The organism is Nonomuraea sp. NPDC005692 (genome assembly GCF_040631115.1).
Classification (GTDB): Bacteria; Actinomycetota; Actinomycetes; order Streptosporangiales; family Streptosporangiaceae; genus Nonomuraea.
In genome coordinates this window covers 44794-68205 of record NZ_JBEXYU010000038.1, presented here as the reverse complement: position 1 = coordinate 68205, position 23412 = coordinate 44794, and the positions used below count along the sequence as shown (strand labels likewise).

The following is a 23412-nucleotide window of genomic DNA, read 5'->3' as shown; positions in this document are numbered from 1 at the left end:
CACGCCATGCGCGTCCTAGTCACCGGTGGTGCCGGTTTCATCGGGTCGAATCTCGTCGACCGCCTGCTCGCGGACGGACACGAGGTCGTCGCCGTAGACGACCTGTCCTCCGGCAGCAGGGACAACCTGGTCAACGCCGCCGAGAGCGACCGTTTCAGCCTGCACGTCCTCGACGTGCGCGACCCGGCGATCATCGGGTTGGCGGCCGAGCTGCGGCCCGAGGTCATCTGCCACCTGGCCGCCCAGATCAGCGTACGCAAGAGCGTCGCCGACCCCGTCCACGACGCCCGGCTCAACGTCGAGGGCACCGCGTCGGTGCTGACGGCGGCCAAGGAGGGCACCACGCGCAAGGTGGTGTTCGCCTCGTCCGTGGCGGTCTACGGCCGGCCCGCCACGATCCCCGTGCCCGGCGACGCGCCCACCGACCCGCGCTCGCCGTACGCGGCCTCCAAGCTGAGCGCCGAGACCTACCTGGCGACCTTCCGCGCCCTCTACGGCCTGGAGTACACCACGCTGGTGCTCTCCAACGTCTACGGCCCGCGCCAGTCGCCCGACGGCGAGGCCGGCGTCGTGTCGATCTTCACCGACGCCCTGCTCAACGGCACCCCCACCGTCCTCTACGGCGACGGCACCCAGACCCGCGACTACGTCTACGTCGACGACGTGGTCGACGGCTTCGTCCGGGCCTGCGGCAGCGAGGGCAACGGCCGCCGCTTCAACCTCGGCACCGGCATCCAGACCACCGACAGGCGCCTGCACTCGCTGATCGCCGACGCGGCGGGGGCCCAGGACAAGCCGGGCTTCGCGCCCCCGCGCGTCGGCGACCTGCCGGCGATGGCCGTCGATCCGGTGCCCGCCCACGAGGGGCTTCGCTGGGAGCCGCGCACCGACCTGCCGACCGGCGTGAAGAGCACCGTGGCCTGGGCGCGGAGTCGCGCCAGGTAGTTGCTTGATTACACTTTGCTTGCGATTTCCCGCTCGGCCCGTACGGTGACGTCCTCTTCTGTAGCGTGAGCTCCAGAAGTCGACGTGGAGGCATGTGGGATGTTGAAGGACAGGTTCACCCGGTCGCTCGCCGCCGTCATCGTGGTCACCTCGATGGTGGTCCTGGCCGGCATCGGCGCGCTTCCGCCAGGGGTTTCCTGGACCTGACCGCCGTAGGGGGCCGCAATGCGTGACCTGCCCTGGCCCGCGAGGGTCTACCTGGTCGCCGTGATCGCGGCGGCGGCCGCTCTCATCGGGCACAGCGCGATCGTCTCCGGCCCGCTCGTGGCGCCGGAGAATCTGGACATCCTGCTGGTGCTCGCGCTGCTCTTCCTGGTGTGCGAGTCGATGCCGACGCTGCTCAACGTGGAGCAGTTCGCGGTGTCGGTGAGCTTCTCGGCGTCGCTGGCCGCGGTCGTGCTGATCGGGCCGGAGGGCGCGGCGCTGGTGGGGCTCACCGCCGCGGTCAGTGTGCGGCCGGGTCTGCCGCTGATCAAGCGGCTGTTCAACGGCGCCCAGTTCGCCATCTGCGGCTACGCCTCCGGCTGGGTCTACGAGTGGCTCCATGGCACGGTCGGGGTGCCGCGGGTCAACGAGTTCGACAGCCTCATCGGCCCCTACGCCGCCGCGACCGCCGTGTTCGTGCCGCTCAACATCGTGCTCACGCTGACCATGATCAGCCTGGCGACCAGTGTGCGGGCCACGGAGGTGCCGCTGCGGGGCATGGTCCAGTTCCTGCTGTCCTACCTCGGTTACGGCACGTTCGGGCTGCTGGTGGCCGGGTTGTGGGCGACCGTGCAGTCGATCTCGGCGGTGCTGGTGCTGATGCCGCTGTTCGTGGCCCGGTGGGCGTTCGGCCAGTACCACGCCCAGCAGCGCTCGTACGACGCCACCATCGCCGCGCTCTGCCAGGCCGTCGAGACCAAGGACTACTACACCCGGGGCCACTGCACGCGCGTCTCGCTCGCCTCCAGCATGATCGCCGAGGAGATCGGCATGAGGCTCGAACGCCTGCGCGCCATCCGCTACGCCGGCATGCTCCACGACGTCGGCAAGCTGGGCGTGCCCACGAAGGTGCTGCAGAAGGACGGCCCGCTCACCGAGGGAGAGCTCGCCGCGATCCAGCTCCATCCGATGCGCGGGCTGGAGATCGTCCGCGGCATCGGCTTCCTCGACGAGGCCTACGCCGGGATCATGCACCACCACGAGCGCCACGACGGCACCGGCTACCCGATGGGCCTGGCCGGCGACGAGATCCCCGAGTTCGCCAAGGTGATCGCGGTGGCCGACGCGTTCGACTCGATGACCTCCGACCGTTCCTACCGGGGGGCGCGCCCGGTCGAGGTGGCGGTGGAGGAGCTGCGCAAGTGCGCCGGCACGCACTTCGACCCGGTCATGGTGGCCGCGTTCATCCGGGCGCTGGACCGTAATCCCTGGCAGCCGCCGCGCCGGGTCGAGGCGCCGCCGCCCGACGCCGCCGAGGCGACGATCAAGGACCACGACGACCCGACGATGCCGATCCAGGTCGTGAGCGGGCCATGACCACCACAGAGCGCGCCCGGCGCGCCGACAGGACGCCGACCACGGTCCTGCGCCGGCTCGACTCCGGCCAGTTGCTGCTGATCTGCGCGGCCGGTCTGGTCGCCGTCGCGGGGGTGGCGCACACGGCGGCCGTGGGGCTCGACCGTCCCGAGATCGCCATCGGGTTCGGCGCGTTGATCGCGGTCGGCGAGCTGGCCCGGCTGACCATGCCGGGCAACAGGGAGGTCGCGCCCATCGGCGCCGCCGCGGCGCTCGGCTACACCCTGCTGCTCGACCTCAGCCAGAACCAGTTGCGCCACTCCGCGCTGCAGGTCGTGGCCGTGATCGCGGCCGGGATGGTCGCGGGCGCGCTGCCCCACCTGGCCGTCGGCCGGCCGCCGCGGCTCGACGCGATGGCCCGCCGCCTGCTCACCGGCGCGCTGCTGGCCTTCGCCTTCCGCCCGCTGGCCGACCCGCTCTACCAGCTCACCAAGCCGCCGCCGGGCGCTCACACCTGGTGGCCGGCGCTCGTGGTGATGGTCTCGCTGATCACGGTGACGCTGCTGGTCGACGTGCTGATCGCGGCGCTGCTGCGGGCCGAGCGGCTGCGCACCGCGTTCCGGGTGGCGGTGCGCGACGAGATCAACATGGCGTTCCCGCTGGGGGCCGCGGTGGCCGCCTCCGGCGTGCTGCTCGCGCTCGCCACGCACAGCATGGACCTGGTGGCGCTGCTGGTGTTCGCCGCGCCGCTGCTGGTCACACAGGTGGCCTTCCGCAAGTACGCCGGCATCCGCGCCACCTACCTGCAGACCGTCCGCGCCCTGTCGCGGGTCACCGAGGTCGGCGGCTACGTCGAGCCGGGCCACTCGCGCCGGGTGTCCCGGCTGGCCGTGGCCGTCGGCCGGGAGCTGGGCATGGCCGAGCCCGAGCTGCTGGAGCTGGAGTACGCGGCCCTCATGCACGACATCGGCCAGCTCTCGCTGCGCGACCCCATCCCGGGCGGCGCCACCGTGCTGGCCGATCCGGAGCAGGCGCGGCGCATCGCCGAGCTGGGGGCCGAGGTGATCAGGCAGACGGGCGTGCTCGACCGGGTGGCCGAGGTGGTCCGGAGGCAGTGCGACGAGATCGCCGACGACCCGCCGCTGTCCAGCCGCATCATCAGGGTCGCCAACGCCTACGACGACCTGGTGGGCCCGTCCACCGACCGCGACCGGTCGGGGGCGGCGCTGGAGCGCATCGGGCTCACGGCGGGCAGTGCGTACGACGCCGCCGCGCTCGACGCCCTGACCCGGGTGGTCGGCAGAGGCCGCGTCTAGCTGATTGCCCGCCTTTGTGGGGTTCCTACAGATCATTCTCCGTTGATCGGTACTTCACGGGAAAGGGGACGGGCCGACGGCGGTCATAGGGTTGTCCGCGTGATTGCTGAGACGCTCGGACCCGTTCTGATCGCCAACCGGGGGGAGGTCGCCCGGCGGATCATCCGTACGGTCAGGCGGATGGGCCTGCGTGCCGTCGCCGTCCATTCCGAGGCCGACGCCGGGCTGCCGTTCGTGCGCGAGGCCGACGAGGCGGTGCTGATCGGCCCGGCCGACCCCGCGCAGAGCTATCTCGACCCCGCCAGGGTGCTGGACGCGGCCCGCGCCACGGGAGCGGGCGCGGTGCACCCCGGTTACGGCTTCCTGTCGGAGAACGCCGCGTTCGCGCGGGCGGTGATCGAGGCCGGGCTCGTGTGGATCGGGCCGACGCCGGAGTCCATCGACCGCATGGGCGACAAGATCAACGCCAGGAACCTCATGGAGCAGGCGGGCGTGCCCGTCGCCGCGGGCACCAGGGAGCCGGTCACCGACCTGGTCGCGGCGCTCGACGCGGCCGAGCTGATCGGCTACCCGGTCATGGTCAAGACCGCCGGCGGCGGTGGCGGGATCGGCATGAGCGTGGCCCGTGACGACGCCGGGCTGGCCAAGGCGTTCGAGCAGGCGGCCAGGGCGGCGGCCAGGTTCGCCGCGGCGGCCGCGGCGGGCGGCGCGGGCGACGCGCTGGCCGGGCCCGCGGTCCTGCTGGAGCGCTACGTCGAACGTGCCCGCCACGTCGAGGTGCAGATCCTCGGCCTGCCCGACGGCCGGGTGCTGGCCCTGGGCGAGCGCGACTGCTCGGTGCAGCGCCGCCACCAGAAGGTCGTCGAGGAGTCGCCGTCCCCCGGCATCGGCCCCGAGCTGCGCGAACGCATGCTGGCCGCGGCCGTGCGGGCCGGCGAGGCCGTCGGCTATCTCGGCGCGGGCACGGTCGAGTGCCTGGTCGACGCCGACGCCCAGGACTTCGTGTTCCTGGAGATGAACACCAGGCTGCAGGTCGAGCACCCGGTCACGGAGCTGGTCACCGGCCTCGACCTGGTGGAGCTGCAGCTCCGCGTGGCCGCCGGGGAGAGCCCGGAGATCACGGTGGCGCCCGAGGGGCACGCGATCGAGTTCCGGGTCTACGCCGAGGACCCCAAACGCTTCCTGCCCGGGCCCGGCCGGATCACGACCTGGGACGAGCCCGCCGGCGACGGCATCCGCGTCGACTCCGGCTACGAGGCGGGCAACACGGTGACCATGTTCTACGACCCGCTGATGGCCAAGCTGTGCGTGCTCGGGGCCGACCGTACCGAGGCGCTGGAGCTGGGACGCAAGGCGGTCGCGGAGTTCACTGTCGAGGGGCCGAAGAGCAATCTGCCCTTCTGCGCCGAGCTGCTGGAGAACCCGGCATTCGTCGCGGGAGACTACGACACGGGTCTGGTCGGGCGAATGCGGGCCTGACCCGGTCGACATTGTTGGTGGCGTCGGAAGAGGAGAGCACCGGTGGCCGAGGTACGCGCCGAGATGGTGGCGAACGTGTGGAAAGTGGTCGTCCGGGAGGGCGAGGCGGTCTCCGAGGGGGACACGCTGGTCATCCTCGAGTCGATGAAGATGGAGATCCCCGTGCTCGCCGAGGACGAGGGCGTGGTGTCGCAGCTCAAGGTGGCCGAGGGCGACGTGATCCAGGAGGGCGACCTGATCGCCGTCATCGACTGAGGCGGGCCAGGAACCTGGCGCGGTCGACGACCACCCGCTCGACCGTGCCCCGGCCCACGAGCGTGCCCTGCCGGTCACGGGCCTCGAAGGCGAAGACCAGGCGCCGGCCGTCCACGTCGGTGAGCTCGGCGGTGAGCTCGACGTGGTCGCCGACGGCGCTGGCGGCCAGGTGTTCGAGCTCGACCCGGGTGCCGACGGACGTCTCGCCCACGGCCAGGTGCGGGCGCACGGCCTCGACGGTGGCCCGTTCGGCCAGCGCGAGCAGCCTGGGCGTGGCCAGCACGGGCACGTCGCCGCTGCCGGCCCGCTCGGCTGTGTCGGATCTCTCGACCATGGTGAGCAGTTGCGAGCGGAGGCCAGGTGAGAGCGTCATGGGGGTCAGCCTACCGAGGGCTGTTCTGATCTCCAGGAAACGCGGACAACACCGCCCATAAGGCTCCAGGATAGGGTTTGTACGGCTTGCGGCATATGAGTGGCATATGGGGCTCCTGGGACAGGTACACTCTCGGGGTTTCCGTGACCACTGTGTTACCTCACCGCGACAAAAGTTCGCTTTGTTGGAGAACCGCGGGGTGGGCGAGGTTACCGATGTAGGGGGGTAGCGGGGGAGTCATGGTTGCCCAAGGCACGACGCTGGCGGGGCGGTATCGACTGGATACCCGCATCGGCGCCGGCGGCATGGGCGAGGTGTGGCGAGGCGAGGACATCGTGCTCGCCCGCACCGTCGCCGTCAAAGTGCTGCTCCCAGGCCGCATGGATGATCGGGGGTTCGTCGCCAGGTTCCAGGGGGAAGCCAGGGCGATGGCCACGATCAACCATTCCGGCGTGGTCGACGTCTACGACTACGGGGTGAGCGGCGACACCGTCTACCTCGTGATGAAGTTCGTGGACGGGGAGCCGCTCGACCGGCTGCTGGCCCGGCTCGGCCGGATCCCGCCGCAGGCGGCCATGGAGCTCATCGCGCAGGCCGCCTCGGCCCTGCAGGCGGTGCACGACCAGGGGATCGTCCACCGCGACGTGAAACCGGGCAACCTGCTCGTGCAGCGCGACGGCACGCTGGTGCTCACCGACTTCGGGATCGCCCGTTCCGACCTGGCCAACCGGCTGACCGACGCCGGCATGGTGCTGGGCACGGCCGCCTACTGCGCGCCCGAGCAGGCCGAGGGCGCGCCCGTCACGCCGGCCGTGGACATCTACGCGCTCGGCGTGGTCGCCTACGAATGCCTGCTGGGACAGCGGCCGTTCGACGGTGACAGCGCGGTCACGATCGCGCTCAAGCACATCCGCGAGGCTCCGCCGCCGCTGCCCGCCGACATCCCGCCGCAGATCAGGACGCTGGTGGAGGTGGCCCTGTCGAAGGACCCCGCCCGGCGGTTCCCGACGGCGAAGGCCATGAGCGAGGCGGCCCGCGCGGCCGGGCAGGGCCAGGCCATCACGCCGGTGGCCGAGATTGCGCCGCCGGCCACGGGCGCCACGATGGCCGCGCCGCCCGAGTCGTACCAGACCGGCGCCTACCAGGCGGGCCACTCCCAGCCGACGGCCGCCCACCAGCCGGGCCAGCCGCCCGCCTACCCGGGAGGACAGCCGCCGGCCGGGGCCGGCGCGTTCCAGACGGGGGCGCACCTACCGGCCTCGTCGGAGGAGACCACCGCCGCCGTCGGTGAGCGCCGCCCGGGCGGCCGCCGCGCCGCCAAGGCGCCGCGCAGGACCGGCCTGGTCGTCGGCCTCGCGGTCGCGGTGGTGCTCGGCGTGGGCGCGGGTGCGGTCGCGCTGACGGGCATGGTGCCCGGCGCGCCGACGCCGACCGTCACGGCCTCCAACGATGGCAACAGCGACGACATCCCCGGCCCGACGAAGAACGGTCCCACGAAGACCAGGCCCCCGACGAGGACTCCGACGAAGACGGCCGTGCCGCCCACCACCAGGCCGCCCACGCGCGACGAGACCGACGAGCCGACGGAGACGGCGGAACCGACGACCACGCCCACCACCACCCCGACCACCACGAAGGGACCGACCAAGTCGCCGTCGAGCACGCCGACGACGACGGTCAAGAACATCACGGTGCCCAAGGTCGCCGGGCTGCCCTTCCTCAAGGGGCAGGAGATGGTCGAGGCCGCGGGGCTGCTGGTGCGCGTCCGCGACTCGTCCGTGACCACCGACGACCCCGCCTGCCGCAGGATCACCAAGACGGTGCCGGCCGGCGGCACGGTGGTCCCGGAGACGAAGGTGGTCACGCTCTACGTCATCGACGGCATCTGCACGACGCCGACGCCGTCGCCGACCCCCACGGCCACGCCGAAGTCGTAGGGGGTCAGATCCCCGTCGTGTTGCGGGGGTAGGCGACCTGCGGGTCGGTGGCGATGTTCACCATGTACGGGATGCCGGAGTCGAACGCCCTGCGCAGCGCCGGCCCGATCTCCGACGGCTTGGTGACCAGCTCGCCGCCGCCGCCCAGGGCGGTCACGACCTGGTCGTAGCGGCACTGCGGCTGGAGGTCGGCGGCCACGTCGTAGCCGTACAGGAGTTGCATGGGGTGCTTCTCCAGGCCCCACATGCCGTTGTTGCCGCAGATCATGACGACCGGCAGCCGGTGGCGGACGAGGGTGTCGACGTCCATCAGGGAGAAGCCGGCGGCGCCGTCGCCGAGCAGGAGCACGACCTGCGCGGACGGGCGGGCCAGGCGGGCGGCGATGGAGTAGCCGAGCCCGGTGCCGAGGCACCCGTACGGGCCGGGGTCGAGCCAGTTGCCCGGCTGCCTGGGCTCGACGTACTTGCCGGCGTAGGAGACGAAGTCGCCGCCGTCGCCGATCACCACGGCGTCGTCGGCCAGGACCTTGCCCAGCTCGCCGTAGATGCGCATGGGGTGGATCGGGTCGGTGTCGGCGGCCAGCAGCTGGGCGTCGTCCTCGATCGCCGCGGCGGCGGCCTCGGACAGCGTCGACAACCAGGGCGCGTACGAGCTGGGCTTGACCCCCGCGTCGCCGCAGGCCGCGCCGAGGCTCCACAACACCACCGACAGGTCGCCCGCGGCCTTGGCGGCGGGCTGCATGTGGGTGGCGAGCTGCGAGGGCGCGTCGGCGATGTGCACGACGCGGGCCAGCGGCGCGCCGTCCTTGCCGCCGAACCAGCCGTAGCCGAGCCGGAAGTCGAGCGGGGCGCCGATCACGATGACCAGGTCGGCCTGGGAGAAGGCCAGACCGCGGGCGCGGGTGACGAGCAGCTCGTGCCCGGCGGGCAGGATGCCGCGGCCCTGGCCGTTGGGGATGACCGGCAGCCGCCAGTTCTCGGCGAAGTCGCGCGCGGCCTCCTCGGCCCGGTCCATCCACACGTCGGAGCCGTAGACCAGCACCGGGCGCTCGGCCTCGGACAGCAGCCGGGCGATGGCGGCCAGGTCGTCGGGGTCGGGCTCCAGCGGCGAGGGCGACTGCGTGTGCACCTCGTGGGCGGGCGAGGGGGCGAACAGGTGGTCCATGTAGAAGTCGAGGAAGACCGGGCCGCGCTGGGGCGCGACGGCGGTGCGGAAGGCCGACTCGACGTCCTGGCCGATCGAGTCGGCGCCGGAGGCGGTGAACGACAGCTTGGTGATCGGGCCGAGCAGCGGCGGGTGGTCCATCTCCTGCAGGGCGCCGCTGCCCCAGCGCGACTGTGGCGCGCGGCCGCCCATGACGACCACCGGTGAGCCGTTGAAGTGCGCGGTCGCGATGCCGCTGACGCCGTTGGTGATGCCGGGCCCGGCGGTCAGCACGGCCAGGCCGGGCTTCCTGGTCAGCCGGGCCGTCGCCTCGGCGGCGAAGACCGCGCTCTGTTCGTGGCGCACGTCGAGGATGCGCATGCCCTCGTGGACCGCGCCGTCGTACAGCGGGAAGACGTGGCCTCCCGAGAGCGTGAACATGGTCTCGACGCCGTAGGCCTTGGACACGGCGACGGCGACGTCACCGGCGTGCTTCGCAGACTCCATGCCGGGAACTTACCAACCAGTGATAAGAGTAAACAGATCTTAAGGCTTGCGTCCGACCGCGCCGTAGCCCTCCACCTCGTCGGGCACGCCCACGGTCGCCGGTCGCCAGCGCGACACCGACACCAGACCGGGCTCGACGAGCTCCAGGCCGTCGAAGAAGCGCGCGATCTGTTCGGGGCTGCGCTGCACGTACGGCAGCGCGCCGCTGTCGTTGTACCGGTCGTGGGCGTCCCTGTTGGCCTGGCTGTGCACGTTCGTGCCGTCGTTGAGCGCCAGGTAGCTGCCGGCGGGCAGGGCGTCCAGGAGCTCGCCGACGATCGCGAGGGCGCTCTCGTCGTCGGTGATGTGGCCCATGATGCCGCTCAGGTTGAGGGCGACCGGCCGGCCGAGGTCGAGGGTCTTGGCGGCCGCACGGAGGATCACGCCGGGGTCGCGCACGTCGGCGTCGATGTAGTCGGTCGCGCCCTCGGGCGTGCCGACCAGCAGGGCGCGGGCGTGGGCCAGCACGAGCGGGTCGTTGTCGACGTAGACGACCCTGGACTCCGGCGCGAGGCCCTGGGCGATCTCGTGGGTGTTGTCGGCGGTGGGCAGGCCGGTGCCGATGTCGAGGAACTGCCGGATCCCGGCCTCGGCCGTCAGGTACGCGATCGTGCGCCTCAGGAACGCCCTGGACTCGCGGGCGCCCTCGCGCATGCCTGGGAAGATCTTCAGGAACTCGTCGCCCGCGATCCTGTCGACCTCGTAGTTGTCCTTGCCGCCGAGCCAGTAGTTCCAGATGCGGGCGGAGTGGGGGACGCTGGTGTCGATCCCGGCCATGAAGGCTCCTTCGGGTGATGTCGCCGGGTTACAAACCTAGACGATCTCCACTATCCGCAGCAGACGCGGACGGACCCGAGCGGCGCCCGTGCCTCGATCTTCCTGGGCGCGCCCTTCGCCGCGTCGACCTCCACCTCGGTGCGGCGGCCCTCGGTCGTCACGTCGTAGGTCTCCGGCGGCAGCCGCAGGTCCACGTCGCCGGTGGCCCGCGCGACGGCCCTGACCGTGAGGGGCGGGTTGGCGAAGTCGAGCCGTACGTCGCCCGAGCCGGTCTCGACGTCGGCCTGGCCGCCGAGCATCGAGTTGCCGGAGACGGACCCGGAACCGGACCTGGCCCAGATTTCGCCGGTGACCCCGTCGGCCCGCACGTTCCCCGACACGGTCGTCAGCCGCACGGCGCCGACCACGTTGCTGACCGCGAGGTCGCCGACGGTCGTCCGGGCATCGACCCCGGTCTCGAAGGGCACCAGCAGCGTGTAGTCCGCCTGGCACACGGGACCGTCCGGCCGGGGCGCGGTCCCGCACCGGATGTCCAGCCGCAGGGTGTCGCCGTTCCAGTCCTCGGTGATCACCGGCCGGTCGATCGAGGTCCACCCCACGGACCGGTAGATCGTCAGCTCTCCCGCGGGGCCCGGCACGATCTCGACGTTCACCTCGCCGCTGCCCGTGGTGACCTTCAGCGTGTCCAGCGTGAACGGGACAGACCTGGCCCGCGTCTCCTGCGGCGCGGTGGCCCGGGCGAACCCGTTCCAGACCAGCAGGACGGACAGCAGCAGGGCGGCCACCGTCGCCAGGGCCCCCGCCGTCAGCCAGATGGTCCTCACGGCATGCTCCTGATCTTGAGGAACTGCAGGACGGCGAGCACCCGGCGGTGATCGCCCTCGGCGAGGGGCAGGTCGAGCTTGGTGAAGATGTTGCCGATGTGCTTGCCCACGGCGCCCTCGCTGAGCACGAGCGCCTGGCCGATGCCGGCGTTCGAGCGGCCCTCGGCCATGAGCTTGAGCACCTCGTGCTCGCGCGGCGTCAGCCGTTCCAGCGGGTCGCTGTCGCCGCGCAGCAGGAGCTGGGCGACGACCTCGGGGTCGAGGGCGGTGCCGCCGCCGGCGACCCTGCGCAGGGCGTCGATGAACTCGGCCACGTCGGCCACCCGGTCCTTGAGCAGGTAGCCGACGCCGCCGGTCGCGGTGGCCAGCAGGCGGGCGGCGTAGCGTTCCTCGACGTACTGGGAGAGCACCAGCACGGCCAGGCCGGGATGCTGGCGGCGCAGCACGAGAGCGGCGCGCAGCCCCTCGTCGGTGTGCGTGGGCGGCATCCGGACGTCGGTGATCACCAGCTCCGGCCGGTGCTCCTCGACGGCCCGCAGCAGGCCCTCGGCCTCGTCCACGGCCGCCACCACCCGCATGCCGGACGCGTCGAGCAGCCTGATCAGCCCCTCGCGCAGCAGGACGGAGTCCTCGGCCAGCACTACTCGCACGGCAGCTCCACCTCGATCGTGGTCGGCCCGCCGAACGGGCTGGACAGGCGCAGCGTCCCGTCCACGGAGTCGATGCGCTGGGCCAGGCCGCGCAGGCCGGTGCCGCCGTCGAGCCGGGCGCCGCCGCAGCCGTCGTCGTGGACGAGTACGTGCAGGCGGTCGCGCTCGCGCCGGACCGTCACCTCGGCCCTGGTCGCGGCGGAGTGTTTGGCGATGTTGGTCAGTGCTTCGGACACGATGAAGAAGGCCACCGCCTCGATGGTCGGGGAGGCGCGCCGGTCGATGTCGACGCGCAGGCGTACGGGGAGAGGGGCGCGGGCCGCGACGCCGGACAGCGCCGCGTCGAGCCCCTGGTCGTTGAGCACGGCCGGATGCAGGCCGCGGACGAAGTCGCGCAGCTCCTTGAGCGCCTGCTTGGCCTCCTCGTGGGCCCGTTCGATCGCCTCACGGGCGGGCTCGGGCAGGTCGGTGAGGGTGGCCCTGGCCAGGCCGAGGTTCATGGCGAGCGAGACCAGGCGCTGCTGGGCGCCGTCGTGCAGGTCGCGCTCGATCCTGCGGCGCTCGGCGTCGGCGGCGTCGATCACCCCGGCCCGGCTCTCGGTCAGCGTCTCGATGCGCTGCCCCAGCTCGTTGCGGCTGGGCCCGAGCAGCGTGCGCGCCACCGACAGGTCGAGCGACGCCATGCCCCTGGCCAGGACCGGGGCGAGCAGCAGCAGCACCAGACCGGTCGCCATGGAGATCCCCACGATGACCGGATCGCGCAGATCGACGAGGAACACCAGCGGCGGCGCCTGCACCCGCGGCGGCACGAACGACAGCAGCCCCACCACGGCCCCGCCCCACGCCAGCGCGACGAGGAAGGCCGCCGCCGCGCCCACGAAGGGCGACAGCAGGTGGTAGGCGATCTGCCGCCAGGTGGCCGCCCTGCGCCAGCCGGCCGGCGCCACCGGCGGCGGGATGCGTACGTCGAGGAAGGCCGCGAACCTGGACCGCTGCACCCGGGTGAACACCGGGACGCCGCGCCGCAGCACCGGCGGGGCCACGGCCAGCACCAGCGTCAGCCCGCCGAGCACCATGGCGACCGGCAGCCCGATCATCACGTGCGACGTGTCGAGCCAGGCACGCGCCGACCAGGGACGGGGGACTTTCATGCGTCAAAGGTATTGACCCACCAGACCTCCACGAAATGGGCCTGGTGTGCCGGTGGACGGTAGAGCTAACCCCACCCTCGAACAATTGCCGCACACAGAACATCTCACTCCAAAACAGAGCAAGGGGAGGTTCGCATGTTCGCAGCAGGGGTCGCCGCGCTGGCGGCCGCGTCCACGGTCCTGGGCGGGTTACCGCCCGGCATGTTATTCCTGGAGAAGCACCCGCGCGCCAAGCAGTGGGAGACCTACACCGTCAAGAACTCCGTCGCGCTGCCGCTCCAGCTCGACCCGTGCCTGTCCTACCGGCGGCGGGACGGCGGCCGGCTGGAGGCGCGGGCCGTCCTCTACTCCAGCGAGGACGAGATGAAGTACGAGCAGCTCGTCGTCTACCGGAGCGTCCGGCACGCCAAGGCCGCCATGCGCATCCTGCGCGCGGACCTCAGGCGCTGCGCCGACGCGGGCAAGGGCGTCAACCGCCACCGCTACTTCACCAAGCCCCTGGACGTGGGCGACGACGGCCTGCGCGCCGGTGGCCGGTTCTTCGAGAGCGGCGAGCACGCGGTCGCGGTCAGGCGCGGCGCGGCCCTCTACATCGCCGGCGAGTCGGCCTGGCCCACCAGAAGCCTGCCGCTCAAGGGCTTCCGCGGGCTGATCGACCAGGCGCGCCAGATGACCGTCAAGGTCTGCCGCCTGCCCGAGGCCGGTTGCTAGAGCACCCCCACCCGCCGCTTGAAGGCGGACGGGTCGAAGGAACCGCCCAGCGTGGCGCCCAGCCCCTCGCGCGCCGACCGGGCGAACGCCTCGCGGCCGAGTCGTCCGACCCCTTCGGGCAGTACTCCCGCCAGCGGCCGCGCGGCCAGCATCTCCAGGTCGGCGACGTTGCTCCGCTCGTCGATCCCGGCCTCCTCCGGCCAGCGCCCGATCACCACGCCCGCCAGGTCGAGCCCCCGGTGCGCCAGCGCCTCCAGGGTCAGCGCCGTGTGGTTGAGCGTGCCGGCCCCGGCCCCCGCCACCACCAGCACCTGCGCGCCCACCAGCCGGGCCAGGTCGGCGATCGTCGCGCCGTCCTCGTCGAACCGCACCAGCAGGCCGCCGGTGCCCTCCACGACGACCAGCCGGTTGCTCTCGGCCAGCTCCTCGACGAACCGGGCGGCGGCCGTCAGCGAGACCGGCGGCACCCCGGCCACCCGCGCCGCGGCGGCCGGCGAGCGCGGCTCGCCGAAACGCGCCAGCTCGAACGTGGTGCTCACGCCGGAGAGCCGGATCACCTCGTCGAGGTCGCGCCCGCCGCCGGTCTGCGCCGGCTTCACCACGGCGACGGACGACCCCCGCTCCCTGGCCAGGGCGGCCACCGCTGCCGTCACGACGGTCTTGCCCACGCCGAAGTCGGTGCCGGACACGACGAGAACGCTCATCGTCCCAGCCTAGAAGCCGCCGTCCGCCATCCCGGTCAGGGACGCCGCAGGCGCGTGACGAACTTGTACCGGTCGCCGCGGTAGAGGGACTGCGCCCACTCCACCGGGTGGCCGTCGGCGTCGAAGGCGTGGCGGGTCAGCAGCAACATCGGCAGGCCGACGTCCACGCCCAGGGCCTTGGCGTCGTACGGGGTGGCGAGCACGGTCTCGATGATCTCCTCGGCGTCCGTGAGCCGTACGTTGTAGGCGTTGTGCAGCGTCTCGTACAGGGAGGCGTGCACCTCCAGCTCCCGCCGCAGGCGGGGGAAGCGCCGCGCGGACAGGTGGGTGGTGTCGATCGAGACCGGCTCGCCGTTGGCCAGACGGAGCCGGTGGATGCGCAGCACCCGGCCGCCGGGGTTGATGGCCAGCCGCCGCGCCAGGGCCTCGTCCGCGGTGATGTAGCCGATCTCCAGGATCTTCGTGTCCGGCTCCAGGCCCGCCGTGCGCAGGTCGCCGATGTAGGAGGTGAGCTGGAGCACCTGCGCCACCTTCGGCTGGGCCACGAACGTGCCCTTGCCCTGGATACGCAGCAGCCTGCCCTCCACGACCAGCTCGGTCAGCGCCTGGCGGACGGTGGTGCGCGAGGTCTCGAACCGCACGGCCAGCGTGCGCTCGGGAGGAAGGGCGGTGCCCGCGGACAGGCTCTTGGTGAGCTCCAGAAGACTGCGTTTCACGTCGTAGTACTTGGGAACGCGGGGGCCGTCGTCGGTCACGCTCTCACCTTCACTTCTGGCACGGCGGTGAGGGCGTGTCTGATCACCGCGAGATCATCGGAACTCATATCGGCCCGAGCGGTCAACCACCTGGGAGGACGGCATATCCGCACGGAGCGCGCACACCGCCAAGTACGCGCGAATCCGGGCAGCTCAGACTGATTGTGAAGGATATCCACAGCAGCGTGCGCGATCGCAACCGAGGCCGGTGTCAGGCCCGCGTCGTCGAGGAGCCACCCGCCCGTGTCGATCACCTCCGGCAATGCCCGCGAAGCCCCGTCGTGGGGATCGAGCGATCCCGCCGTGTGACGGTTCTCACAGTATGAGATTCCCCGAAAGTCACGCCGGGTGCACGGTGCCGCACCCGTGCCGCGCCCGTGTCCCGCCGTGCGGAGTCCTTCCCCGGCCAGGAGCTGGGCATTCGATCAGGGGGTCGGTTTGGCTCTTGGCGGCGAAAGCACGCATGATGCACTCGTGCCGACTCTCAGCGACCTCGTCGCCCGCCACACCGCACTCGACGAGGCGGACCTCGACTGGCTGCACTCGCTGGTCTCCGACTGGCAGCTGCTGGCCGACCTGTCCTTCGCCGACCTCATCCTGTGGGCGCCGCTGCTCGGTGAGAACGGCTGGATCGCCATCGCCCAGATGCGCCCCACCACCGGCCCCACCGTCTACCACGACGACATCGTCGGCAGCGTGGCCGCCAAGGGCGAGCGCCATCTCATCGACACCGCCTGGAACGAGCGCCGCATCTGCCGCGAGGGCGACCCCGACTGGTCCACGGGGGTCCCGGTGCGCGAGGAGACGATCCCGGTGCGCCGGGCGGTCGACAACGGCGAGGGCCGCTTCCTCGGGGTGATCCAGCGCTCCACGAACCTGTCCTCGGCCCGCACCCCGTCCCGGCTGGAGCTGACCTACCTCCAGAGCGCGTCCGACCTGGCGCAGATGGTGGCCGAGGGGCGCTTCCCGTTCTCGGGGGAGGAGCCGATCCTGGTCCGCTCGCCCCGCGTCGGCGACGGCCTGCTGCGGCTCGACCGGGCCGGGCGGGTCACCTACGCCTCGCCCAACGCGTTGTCGGCCTACCGGCGGCTGGGCCTGCACGCCGACCTGGTCGGCGCCGAGCTGGGCCGGGTGACGGCGACGCTGTGCTACTCCGACGAGCCGATCAACGAAGACCTGATGATCGTGGCCAGCGGGCGCGCGGCCAAGGAGACCGAGGTTGAGTCGGGCGGCACGATCGTGCAGCTCAGAGCCATCCCGCTGATCGTCGGCGGCGGTCGCATCGGCGCGCTCGTCCTCATAAGGGACGTCACCGAGCTGCGGCGGCGCGAGCGCGAGCTGATGACCAAGGACGCCACGATCCGCGAGATCCACCACCGCGTGAAGAACAACCTCCAGACGGTCGCCGCCCTGCTGCGGCTCCAGGCGCGGCGCCTGCAGGTGCCCGAGGGCCGCGAGGCGCTGGAGGAGGCCGTGCGCCGGGTCGGCTCGATCGCCATCGTGCACGAGACGCTGTCGCACGCGCCGGAGGAGTTCGTCGACTTCGACGAGATCGCCGACCGGGTGATCGCGATGGCGGGCGAGGTGTCGGCGGCCGAGGCGGCGGTCACGCCCCGCCGGGTGGGCGCGTTCGGCGTGCTGCCCTCGCTCATCGCCACGCCGCTGGCCATGGCGCTGACCGAGCTGCTGCAGAACGCGTTGCAGCACGGGCGTCCCAAGCGGATGGAGGTGCTGGTCGAGCCCGCCCCCGACCGGCTCAACGTCACCGTCTGGGACGACGGGCGCGGCCTTCCGGCGGACTTCGACCTCGACAAGTCCACCAGTCTCGGGCTGCAGATCGTCCGCACGCTGGTGGAGGGGGAGCTGTCGGGCAAGCTCACGATCGAGCCGCGGGAGGGCGGCGGCACGCACGTGGGGTTGTCGATCCCGTTGCCGTCCGCGTGAGGCTCCGTGGGGCCGGGCGACCGCCCTTCAGGGGCGGCGCCCGGTCCGTACGAGCCTGGCCGCCGCGTACGCGACGCGACGGGGTCTTGGCGGAAACGTCGATCACGCCAAGCTGGGCGGCTCCTGCGGGGAAGGCAGGGTCGATCGGAGGTGTGGATCAGGTGGGGCAGATCAGGCTGGGCAGATCAGGCGGAGGCGCGGGCACGGGCGCGGGCGGTGCGGCGCTTGAGGGCGCGGCGCTCGTCCTCGCTCAGGCCGCCCCAGACGCCGGCGTCCTGTCCGGACTCCAGCGCCCACTTCAGGCAGGCGTCGACGGCCGGGCAGGACCGGCAGACCTGCTTGGCCTCTTCGATCTGCATCAGGGCAGGGCCGGTGTTGCCGATCGGGAAGAACAGCTCGGGGTCCACGTCACGGCAGGCAGCTCGGTGGCGCCAGTCCATGCGTCCACTCCTTAGTAGATGGAACCTTTGGTCGGCTCCGTGCGGCTACTACTTTGTGAAGAGTTTCACTAACTCGCGCGAACAATTACCCGGATCCAGGTGTTGGACCGGGGTTGTCCGCCTGACGGCCGGAGGGCCTTGGGGTTGTTAAAGGTCCTACGTTCCGACGTCAGTCTTGAGCCTTCCAGCCACGGAGAGTGCACGCAAGGGGGTTGGGGCGAAGTTTTGGCGGTTATGGATGTCGGATGCGTCACACAATGACCGAATGTAACCAGCTAGACCAGAACTTGTAACGCGTTCGGGGTAGACCGGAACGTTACGGATTCGCGTTCGCCCAGGTAGTCCCCGTCCAGCTGGAAGGCCACGGGACGGTCGGCCGTGAGGGTGAACTCGGCCTCGTCGTGCAGCTGGACGAGGTGTTTGCCGGACGGGACGGCGTCACTCTCCGTGAGGATCTGCCGGATCAGGCCGGCGATCTGGACGGGCCCCATCCGCCTCAGCCCGAGCAGGTCGAGCCCGGTCTCGAAGCTCGCCCAGGGCGTCGGCGTCACCGGCTTGGCCCCCAGGTACGTCCACGGCGAGGTGTTGGTGATGATCGCCAAGAACACGCCCGCGGCCGCCGGGATGCCCGGCCCGGTCAGGGTCATCGGGGCGTGCCGTTTGTCCGTGGCCAGATAGTGCCGCAGAGCGGTGTTCACATACCGGGCAGGAGTGGCCTTCCTCCCCGTGCCCCGCAGGCCCTCCACGGCCCGTACGACCTCGGCGTCGTAGCCCATGCCCGCGCAGAACGTGAAGTACCGGTTCTCTCCCTCCCAGAGCGCCTGCCCCAGGCCCACGGTCCGGCGCCGGCCCTCCCTCAGCGCCTCCAGGACCGCGCCGGTGGCCTCGACCGGGTCGTTCGGCAGGCCGAGGGAGCGGGCGAACACGTTCGCGCTGCCGCCGGGGATCACGATGAGGCCCGGACGTCCGGAGCTCGGATCGTCGGCCGGCGGGACGTCGTGGCCGTTGACCGGGTTGAGCAGGCCGTTGACGGTCTCGTTGATCGTGCCGTCGCCGCCGAGCACCGCGACCACGTCGAAGCCCTTGGCGCGGGCCGTGGCCGCCAGCGTCGCGGCGTGCCCCCGGTAGCCGGTCTCCTCCACCGACAGCTCCACGGCCGCGCCCAGCGCGCGGATCAACACGTCCCTCGTGCGGGCGTTGGTGGTGGTGGCCTTGGGATTGACCAGCAACATTGCGCGCATATCGCCAGCGTAGCCGCTGATCGCCGACCCGTTCGGGGTGGGGGAACATCCCCGGCGGGACCGGACCCGGGGGCGGATAGGGTTTGGCTGTGTCGAAGCGTCCGTGGAGTTTGCTCGTCGCCGCCGTCGTCGTGGCCCTGGAGGGGCTCGTCGCGCTCGGGCTCGGGATCTACGTCGCGGTGGAGACGGTGGTGAGCACACCTGACAGCCTCACCACGGCCATCGCCGAGTCGGCCTTCGGGCTGCTGATCGGGGCCGGGCTGCTCTGGGTCGCCTGGGGCGGCCTGCTGCGGGCGGAGCGGTGGGGGAGGTCGCCGGGCGTGCTGGTACAGATCTTCCTGCTGCCCGTCGGGGTCACGCTCATCCAGTCGGACCAGCCACTGATCGGCGTTCCGCTGATCGTGGTCGCCCTGACCGGGCTGGTGGCGCTGCTCGCGCCCCCCACCACCCATGCTCTCTACGGGGACGGTTAGTCCTCCGCGGTCAGCCCCTCGCGCAACTGGGCGAGGGTACGGGCCAGCAACCGGGACACGTGCATCTGCGAGATGCCCAGCTCGGTCGCGATCTGCGACTGCGTCATGTTCCCGAAGAATCGCAGCAGCAGGATGCGCTTCTCGCGCGGCGGCAGCCGTTCGAGCAGCGGCTTGAGCGACTCGCGGTATTCGACGCCCTCCAGCGACTCGTCCACGATGCCCAGTGAGTCGGACACCGCGGGGGCGTCGTCGTCGCCGGAGTCGGGCGCGTCGAGGGACACCGTGGAGTAGGCGTTGGCCGACTCCAGGCCCTCCAGCACCTCCTCCTCGGTCATCTTGAGGTAGGCGGCGAGCTCGGCGACGGTGGGCGCGCGGCCCTCGCGCTGCGACAGGTCGCTGATCGCCTTCGTCAGCGAGAGCTTCAGCTCCTGCAGGCGGCGCGGCACCCGGACCGCCCAGCCCTTGTCGCGGAAGTGCCGCTTGATCTCGCCGACGATGGTGGGCGTGGCGTAGGTGGAGAACTCCACCCCGCGCTTGAGATCGAACCGGTCGATCGACTTGATCAGGCCGATCGTGGCGACCTGGGTGAGGTCGTCGAGCCACTCGCCGCGGTTGCGGAAGCGCCGGGCCAGGTATTCGACCAGCGGAAGGTGAAGCTCGACCAGCTCATCCCTGATGCGCTGGCGTCGCGGTTCCTCGGGACCCAGCTCGGCCAGCTCGGCGAAGAGCAAGCGGGCGCGAACCCTGTCGGGCACGGCGTGTTCGCTGGTGGCCATGGCTCCAGTCCTTTCCGTCACGCCGGCCTCGCTGCGCCTCGGCGCTTACGCAGGACGATCGCCATGCGGTCGGGGGAGTCGGTCACGGCGTCGACGTCGTCGGCCAGGGCGGTCAGCACCATCCAGGCGAAGTCGTCGCGCTTGGGGGCGGAGCTGCCGACGGTGGCCACCTCGACGCTGACCTTCATCACGTCGCCGGTCAGCTCGAACTCGGCGGTCAGGTCGGTGCCCGGAACCGCCTCGCTCAGCAACATGGCGCACGCCTCGTCGACCGCGATGCGCAGATCTTCGATCTCGTCCAGGGTGAAGTCAAGCCGGGCGGCCAGGCCGGCGGTGGCCGTGCGCAGCACCGACAGGTAAGCACTCGCGGCGGGGAGCCTGATGCTCACCACGTCGCGGATGCCCGCTACACCCTCCGCACGCGTCTCGGTTTCCTCGGTCACGTTCCTCCTCGCGTTTCCGACGCCAACTGCAACTTACCGCCCCCGGGAGGTGCTTGGCGGATTCAGACTCGCCATCAACGGAAAAGGCTCTGTGCGGTCTGGACCGCACAGAGCCTTTTGTGCCGTTTAGGCGGCCTTGGTCTCCCAGAAGATCTTGGAGATCTCGTCGATCTTGGCCAGGAGCTCGTCGGCCTTGCCGCCGTCGACGGTGCCCTTGGCGGCCGCGGCGCCCGCCAGCTTGGTGGCCTCCCAGAAGAGCTGGTGCAGCTGGGGGTACTGCTCCAGGTGCGGCGGCTTGAAGTAGTCGGTCCAGAGCACCCACAGGTGGTGCTTGACCAGCTCGGCCCGCTGCTCCTTGATGATGAGCGCGCGGGTACGGAAGACCGGGTCGTCGCTGGCCTCGTACTTCTCCATGATCGCCTTGACCGACTCGGCCTCGATCCGGGCCTGGGCGGGGTCGTAGACCCCACAGGGCAGGTCGCAGTGGGCGGAAGCGACATGCTTGGGTCGTAGCAGTCGTGCGAGCATCAGAAAGTCCTTCCTTGATGCTGAATCAGCTTGGTCCACAACCGACCTTACTCGGGTCCCAACGCCTGCGGAGTAGGGGGTCTCTGCCCATGAGAGTGCGTGTCGAGGGCGATTCGATGCGTCCCGCGCTGGTCCCCGGCGACTGGCTCCTCGTCCGCCGGGGAGCCGCCGTCCATCCGGGTGACCTCGTCGTGGCCCGGCTGCCCGACGACCCCGATCAGCTCATCGTGAAACGCGCCCAGTGGCACGGCGAGGGGGGCTGGTGGCTGGAGAGCGACAACCAGCGCGCCGGCGGGCGCCGCGACAGCTGGGACTTCGGGCCGGTCGAGGAGATCGTCGGGCGCGTCGTGCTGCGCTACTGGCCGCTGGTGCGCCGCAGGTGACCTCTCAGCCCTCCTGGGCGCTCCTGCGGCGCCGGTAGGCCGCCACGTTGGCGCGCGTGGCGCAGCGGGGCGAGCAGTAGCGGCGGGAGCGGTTGGAGGAGGTGTCGAGGAAGGCGCGGCCGCAGCGCGGTTCGTGGCAGCGGCCCAGCCGGTCGGCGCCCACCTCGGCGACGACGGCCGCCAGGCCCATCACCGCGCTGGCGGCGGAGTCCTCGGCCAGGTGGAGGTGCCAGCCCTGGCCGTCGTGGTCCGACAGCCGCGGGTGCACCGGATAGCGCACGAGCAGGGCGTTGAGGCGCTCGGCCACCGCGCGCGCGTCGCCCGCGACGTCGAACACGGCGGCCAGCTCGGCGCGCAGGGCGGTCAGCTCCGGGGGAGGGGCGGGATCGTTGATCAGGCGGACCGCCCACTCTGCGTAAGAGGTCAGGTCCATGCGGGAGTATTACACGAGTCGCCGGGCCCCCGGCACCTCCGGGGGCCCGGACGGCTCACTCCTCCGGGTGCAGGACCCGGTGCAGGAACGTGCGGGTGCGCTCGTGCCGCGGGTCGCCGATCACCTGGGCGGGCTCGCCGTCCTCGACGACGACGCCGCCGTCCATGAAGACCACCCGGTCGGCCACCTGGCGGGCGAAGCCCATCTCGTGGGTGACCACGAGCATGGTCATGCCCTCCTCGGCCAGCTTGCGCATGACCGTGAGCACGTCGCCGACCAGCTCCGGGTCGAGCGCCGAGGTGGGCTCGTCGAACAGCATCAGGTCGGGGTTCATGGCCAGCGCCCTGGCGATGGCCACCCGCTGCTGCTGTCCGCCGGAGAGCTGGGTGGGGTAGGAGTCGCACTTGGCGCCGACGCCCACCTTCTCCAGGTTCTCCCGGGCCACGACCTCGGCCTCCCGCTTGCCGCGCTTCAGCACACGCTGCTGCGCGATCATGACGTTCTGCAGCGCGGTCATGTGCGGGAACAGGTTGAACTGCTGGAAGACCATCCCGATGCGGCGTCGTACGGCGTCGATGTCCACGTCGGGGTCGGTCACCTCCACGCCCTGCACGTAGACCTTGCCCTTGGTGGGCTCCTCCAGCAGGTTCACGCAGCGCAGCAGCGTGGACTTGCCCGAGCCGGACGGCCCGATGACGCACACCACCTGGCCCGGCTCGACCGTCATGTCGATGCCCTTGAGCACTTCGTTCCTGCCGAAGTACTTGTGCAGTCCGCGTAGCTCGATGGCGTGCGTCATTGGCTCCTCCGCTTACGCCCCTCAAGCCGGGACGCGAGGTAGCCCAGCGGGATCGTGACGATCAGGTACGTCACGCCGGCGACCATGATGGGCGTGGCGTTGGCGTACTGGGAGGCCAGGTCGTTGCCGAACTTGGCCAGCTCGACGTACTCGCCGGAGACGCCCAGGAACAGCACCAGCGAGGAGTCCTTGAGCAGGGACACGAACTGGTTGGTGGTCGGCGGGATCACCATGCGGATGGCCTGCGGGATGACCACCGTCACCTGTGCCCGGGTCGCGGACATGCCGAGCGACCTGGCGGCCTCCGTCTGGCCCTTGGGGACCGCCTGCAGGCCCGCCCGGAAGACCTCCGCCTGGTAGGCGGCGCCGACCAGGCCGAGGCCCAGGATGCCCTGTCCGTACGTGCCGAACGGCACCTCGAACCCGGGCAGCGCCAGCGGCAGGAAGGTGATCATCAGGAAGATGAGCAGCGCCGGCAGGCCGCGGAAGATCTCGATGTAGATACCCGCGATCCACCGGTACGGCCGCACCTGCGACAACCGCATGAGCGCGAGCAGCAGCCCGAGCACGAACGCGAAGACGAAACCGCCCACCGTGTAGATGATCGTGTTGCGCAGCGCGACCGTGAACAGGTCGGGCAGCGCCTGCTTGGCCACGTCGACCTTGGCGAAGTTCTGGGCGAGACTGGCCCAGTCGGCGTACAGGACGACAGCGACGAGCGCGGCGGCCAGCACGACGTACTGGACGGCCCGCGTGATCCGCTGTTTCTTCCGAGGGCTGAGCCCGGCCCGGCCGGGCTCAGCGGTCTTCGGCTGGTCAGCCATG

26 protein-coding genes are annotated in these 23412 nt (G+C 71.3%); 10 read left to right on the top strand and 16 right to left on the bottom strand.

Annotation, left to right across the window (positions count from 1 at the left end):
- The first annotated feature begins 6 nt into the window (after positions 1-6).
- From ABZ459_RS45290 to ABZ459_RS45270, 5 genes are all read left to right on the top strand, one after another.
- Positions 7-945: an NAD-dependent epimerase/dehydratase family protein gene (locus ABZ459_RS45290; RefSeq protein WP_357985084.1), complete on the top strand. Its 939-nt coding sequence runs from the start codon at positions 7-9 to the stop codon at positions 943-945.
- A gap of 225 nt (positions 946-1170) precedes the next feature.
- Positions 1171-2526, top strand: coding sequence for an HD-GYP domain-containing protein (locus ABZ459_RS45285; RefSeq protein WP_357985082.1), 1356 nt, complete (start codon positions 1171-1173; stop codon positions 2524-2526).
- A complete protein-coding gene (locus ABZ459_RS45280) occupies positions 2523-3821 on the top strand; it encodes an HD domain-containing phosphohydrolase (protein WP_357985079.1) in 1299 nt (432 codons plus the stop codon). The genes ABZ459_RS45285 and ABZ459_RS45280 overlap by 4 nt, the downstream gene beginning before the upstream one ends.
- Positions 3822-3920: 99 nt before the next feature.
- On the top strand, positions 3921-5300 hold the full coding sequence (locus ABZ459_RS45275) for a biotin carboxylase N-terminal domain-containing protein (protein WP_357985076.1): 1380 nt from the start codon (positions 3921-3923) through the stop codon (positions 5298-5300).
- A 42-nt stretch (positions 5301-5342) separates the two neighbouring features.
- Positions 5343-5555, top strand: a complete 213-nt coding sequence (locus ABZ459_RS45270) for a biotin/lipoyl-binding carrier protein (protein ID WP_357985073.1) — start codon at positions 5343-5345, stop codon at positions 5553-5555.
- On the opposite strand, the gene ABZ459_RS45265 is transcribed toward ABZ459_RS45270, so the two are convergent.
- The gene (locus tag ABZ459_RS45265) at positions 5545-5928 is read right to left on the bottom strand and encodes a hotdog domain-containing protein (RefSeq protein ID WP_357985070.1); all 384 of its coding nucleotides are present in this window, start codon (positions 5926-5928) and stop codon (positions 5545-5547) included. The two genes, ABZ459_RS45270 and ABZ459_RS45265, sit on opposite strands and share 11 nt — an antisense overlap.
- A 239-nt stretch (positions 5929-6167) precedes the next feature.
- On the opposite strand from ABZ459_RS45265, the gene ABZ459_RS45260 reads away from it, so the two are divergent.
- Positions 6168-7865, top strand: coding sequence for a protein kinase (locus ABZ459_RS45260; protein ID WP_357985067.1), 1698 nt, complete (start codon positions 6168-6170; stop codon positions 7863-7865).
- Between the two features lie 4 nt (positions 7866-7869).
- On the opposite strand, the gene ABZ459_RS45255 is transcribed toward ABZ459_RS45260, so the two are convergent.
- Genes ABZ459_RS45255 through ABZ459_RS45235 form a run of 5 tightly spaced genes read right to left on the bottom strand, consistent with a single transcriptional unit; the run spans position 7870 to position 12957 of the window.
- Positions 7870-9516, bottom strand: a complete 1647-nt coding sequence (locus ABZ459_RS45255) for an acetolactate synthase (RefSeq protein ID WP_357985064.1) — start codon at positions 9514-9516, stop codon at positions 7870-7872.
- 39 nt (positions 9517-9555) lie between these two features.
- A complete protein-coding gene (locus tag ABZ459_RS45250) occupies positions 9556-10332 on the bottom strand; it encodes an SAM-dependent methyltransferase (RefSeq protein ID WP_357985061.1) in 777 nt (258 codons plus the stop codon).
- 50 nt (positions 10333-10382) lie between these two features.
- On the bottom strand, positions 10383-11156 hold the full coding sequence (locus ABZ459_RS45245; protein WP_357985058.1) for a DUF4097 family beta strand repeat-containing protein: 774 nt from the start codon (positions 11154-11156) through the stop codon (positions 10383-10385).
- A complete protein-coding gene (locus ABZ459_RS45240) occupies positions 11153-11806 on the bottom strand; it encodes a response regulator transcription factor (RefSeq protein WP_357985055.1) in 654 nt (217 codons plus the stop codon). The genes ABZ459_RS45245 and ABZ459_RS45240 overlap by 4 nt, the downstream gene beginning before the upstream one ends.
- Complete coding sequence (locus ABZ459_RS45235) at positions 11797-12957, bottom strand: histidine kinase (protein WP_357985052.1); 1161 nt, start codon at positions 12955-12957, stop codon at positions 11797-11799. The genes ABZ459_RS45240 and ABZ459_RS45235 overlap by 10 nt, the downstream gene beginning before the upstream one ends.
- A gap of 135 nt (positions 12958-13092) precedes the next feature.
- On the opposite strand from ABZ459_RS45235, the gene ABZ459_RS45230 reads away from it, so the two are divergent.
- Entirely contained in the window at positions 13093-13668 is a 576-nt protein-coding gene (locus tag ABZ459_RS45230; RefSeq protein WP_357985048.1) for a hypothetical protein, read from the top strand.
- Here ABZ459_RS45230 and bioD read toward each other — a convergent pair.
- A complete protein-coding gene (gene bioD, locus ABZ459_RS45225) occupies positions 13665-14372 on the bottom strand; it encodes a dethiobiotin synthase (RefSeq protein ID WP_357985045.1) in 708 nt (235 codons plus the stop codon). The genes ABZ459_RS45230 and bioD overlap by 4 nt on opposite strands.
- A gap of 35 nt (positions 14373-14407) precedes the next feature.
- Positions 14408-15127, bottom strand: a complete 720-nt coding sequence (locus ABZ459_RS45220; RefSeq protein ID WP_357985042.1) for a GntR family transcriptional regulator — start codon at positions 15125-15127, stop codon at positions 14408-14410.
- 474 nt (positions 15128-15601) lie between these two features.
- Between ABZ459_RS45220 and ABZ459_RS45215 the strand changes: the two genes are divergently transcribed.
- Positions 15602-17071 carry a histidine kinase N-terminal domain-containing protein gene (locus ABZ459_RS45215; protein ID WP_357985039.1) on the top strand — a complete coding sequence of 490 codons (1470 nt, stop codon included), beginning with the start codon at positions 15602-15604 and terminating at the stop codon, positions 17069-17071.
- A gap of 185 nt (positions 17072-17256) precedes the next feature.
- On the opposite strand, the gene ABZ459_RS45210 is transcribed toward ABZ459_RS45215, so the two are convergent.
- Together ABZ459_RS45210 and ABZ459_RS45205 are read right to left on the bottom strand one after the other, a co-directional pair.
- Positions 17257-17511, bottom strand: coding sequence for a WhiB family transcriptional regulator (locus tag ABZ459_RS45210; RefSeq protein WP_113705541.1), 255 nt, complete (start codon positions 17509-17511; stop codon positions 17257-17259).
- A 275-nt stretch (positions 17512-17786) separates the two neighbouring features.
- Positions 17787-18752 (bottom strand): diacylglycerol kinase family protein, encoded by a 966-nt coding sequence (locus tag ABZ459_RS45205; RefSeq protein ID WP_357985036.1) that lies wholly within the window; start codon positions 18750-18752, stop codon positions 17787-17789.
- An 89-nt stretch (positions 18753-18841) separates the two neighbouring features.
- On the opposite strand from ABZ459_RS45205, the gene ABZ459_RS45200 reads away from it, so the two are divergent.
- Complete coding sequence (locus ABZ459_RS45200; protein WP_357985033.1) at positions 18842-19225, top strand: hypothetical protein; 384 nt, start codon at positions 18842-18844, stop codon at positions 19223-19225.
- Here the strand turns inward: ABZ459_RS45200 and ABZ459_RS45195 are convergent.
- The 3 genes from ABZ459_RS45195 to sodN all read right to left on the bottom strand — a co-directional run bounded on the left by ABZ459_RS45195 (position 19222) and on the right by sodN (position 20972).
- A complete protein-coding gene (locus ABZ459_RS45195; RefSeq protein ID WP_352352343.1) occupies positions 19222-20001 on the bottom strand; it encodes an RNA polymerase sigma factor SigF in 780 nt (259 codons plus the stop codon). The genes ABZ459_RS45200 and ABZ459_RS45195 overlap by 4 nt on opposite strands.
- Positions 20002-20018: 17 nt before the next feature.
- On the bottom strand, positions 20019-20444 hold the full coding sequence (locus ABZ459_RS45190) for an anti-sigma factor (RefSeq protein WP_352352342.1): 426 nt from the start codon (positions 20442-20444) through the stop codon (positions 20019-20021).
- A 126-nt stretch (positions 20445-20570) separates the two neighbouring features.
- On the bottom strand, positions 20571-20972 hold the full coding sequence (gene sodN / locus ABZ459_RS45185) for a superoxide dismutase, Ni (protein ID WP_352331376.1): 402 nt from the start codon (positions 20970-20972) through the stop codon (positions 20571-20573).
- Positions 20973-21061: 89 nt separating this feature from the next.
- On the opposite strand from sodN, the gene ABZ459_RS45180 reads away from it, so the two are divergent.
- Complete coding sequence (locus ABZ459_RS45180) at positions 21062-21355, top strand: S24 family peptidase (protein WP_357985030.1); 294 nt, start codon at positions 21062-21064, stop codon at positions 21353-21355.
- A gap of 4 nt (positions 21356-21359) precedes the next feature.
- On the opposite strand, the gene ABZ459_RS45175 is transcribed toward ABZ459_RS45180, so the two are convergent.
- From ABZ459_RS45175 to ABZ459_RS45165, 3 genes are read right to left on the bottom strand one after another with little or no spacing between them, the layout of a single operon-like run.
- Positions 21360-21788 (bottom strand): CGNR zinc finger domain-containing protein, encoded by a 429-nt coding sequence (locus ABZ459_RS45175; protein ID WP_357985027.1) that lies wholly within the window; start codon positions 21786-21788, stop codon positions 21360-21362.
- Positions 21789-21843: 55 nt separating this feature from the next.
- On the bottom strand, positions 21844-22587 hold the full coding sequence (locus ABZ459_RS45170) for an amino acid ABC transporter ATP-binding protein (protein WP_357985024.1): 744 nt from the start codon (positions 22585-22587) through the stop codon (positions 21844-21846).
- On the bottom strand, positions 22584-23411 hold the full coding sequence (locus ABZ459_RS45165) for an amino acid ABC transporter permease (RefSeq protein ID WP_357985021.1): 828 nt from the start codon (positions 23409-23411) through the stop codon (positions 22584-22586). The genes ABZ459_RS45170 and ABZ459_RS45165 overlap by 4 nt, the downstream gene beginning before the upstream one ends.
- Between the last annotated feature and the right edge of the window lies 1 nt (position 23412).

What these genes read in the sequence shown, in the direction of transcription:
- ABZ459_RS45290 (WP_357985084.1), top strand. Translation starts at nt 7, where the DNA reads ATGCGCGTCCTAGTCACCGGTGGTGCCGGTTTCATCGGGTCGAATCTC.
- ABZ459_RS45285 (WP_357985082.1), top strand. Translation starts at nt 1,171, where the DNA reads ATGCGTGACCTGCCCTGGCCCGCGAGGGTCTACCTGGTCGCCGTGATC.
- ABZ459_RS45280 (WP_357985079.1), top strand. Translation starts at nt 2,523, where the DNA reads ATGACCACCACAGAGCGCGCCCGGCGCGCCGACAGGACGCCGACCACG.
- ABZ459_RS45265 (WP_357985070.1), bottom strand. Translation starts at nt 5,928, where the DNA reads ATGACGCTCTCACCTGGCCTCCGCTCGCAACTGCTCACCATGGTCGAG.
- ABZ459_RS45260 (WP_357985067.1), top strand. Translation starts at nt 6,168, where the DNA reads ATGGTTGCCCAAGGCACGACGCTGGCGGGGCGGTATCGACTGGATACC.
- ABZ459_RS45255 (WP_357985064.1), bottom strand. Translation starts at nt 9,516, where the DNA reads ATGGAGTCTGCGAAGCACGCCGGTGACGTCGCCGTCGCCGTGTCCAAG.
- ABZ459_RS45250 (WP_357985061.1), bottom strand. Translation starts at nt 10,332, where the DNA reads ATGGCCGGGATCGACACCAGCGTCCCCCACTCCGCCCGCATCTGGAAC.
- ABZ459_RS45235 (WP_357985052.1), bottom strand. Translation starts at nt 12,957, where the DNA reads ATGAAAGTCCCCCGTCCCTGGTCGGCGCGTGCCTGGCTCGACACGTCG.
- ABZ459_RS45230 (WP_357985048.1), top strand. Translation starts at nt 13,093, where the DNA reads ATGTTCGCAGCAGGGGTCGCCGCGCTGGCGGCCGCGTCCACGGTCCTG.
- bioD (WP_357985045.1), bottom strand. Translation starts at nt 14,372, where the DNA reads ATGAGCGTTCTCGTCGTGTCCGGCACCGACTTCGGCGTGGGCAAGACC.
- ABZ459_RS45210 (WP_113705541.1), bottom strand. Translation starts at nt 17,511, where the DNA reads ATGGACTGGCGCCACCGAGCTGCCTGCCGTGACGTGGACCCCGAGCTG.
- ABZ459_RS45205 (WP_357985036.1), bottom strand. Translation starts at nt 18,752, where the DNA reads ATGCGCGCAATGTTGCTGGTCAATCCCAAGGCCACCACCACCAACGCC.
- ABZ459_RS45195 (WP_352352343.1), bottom strand. Translation starts at nt 20,001, where the DNA reads ATGGCCACCAGCGAACACGCCGTGCCCGACAGGGTTCGCGCCCGCTTG.
- sodN (WP_352331376.1), bottom strand. Translation starts at nt 20,972, where the DNA reads ATGCTCGCACGACTGCTACGACCCAAGCATGTCGCTTCCGCCCACTGC.
- ABZ459_RS45180 (WP_357985030.1), top strand. Translation starts at nt 21,062, where the DNA reads ATGAGAGTGCGTGTCGAGGGCGATTCGATGCGTCCCGCGCTGGTCCCC.
- ABZ459_RS45175 (WP_357985027.1), bottom strand. Translation starts at nt 21,788, where the DNA reads ATGGACCTGACCTCTTACGCAGAGTGGGCGGTCCGCCTGATCAACGAT.
- ABZ459_RS45170 (WP_357985024.1), bottom strand. Translation starts at nt 22,587, where the DNA reads ATGACGCACGCCATCGAGCTACGCGGACTGCACAAGTACTTCGGCAGG.
- ABZ459_RS45165 (WP_357985021.1), bottom strand. Translation starts at nt 23,411, where the DNA reads ATGGCTGACCAGCCGAAGACCGCTGAGCCCGGCCGGGCCGGGCTCAGC.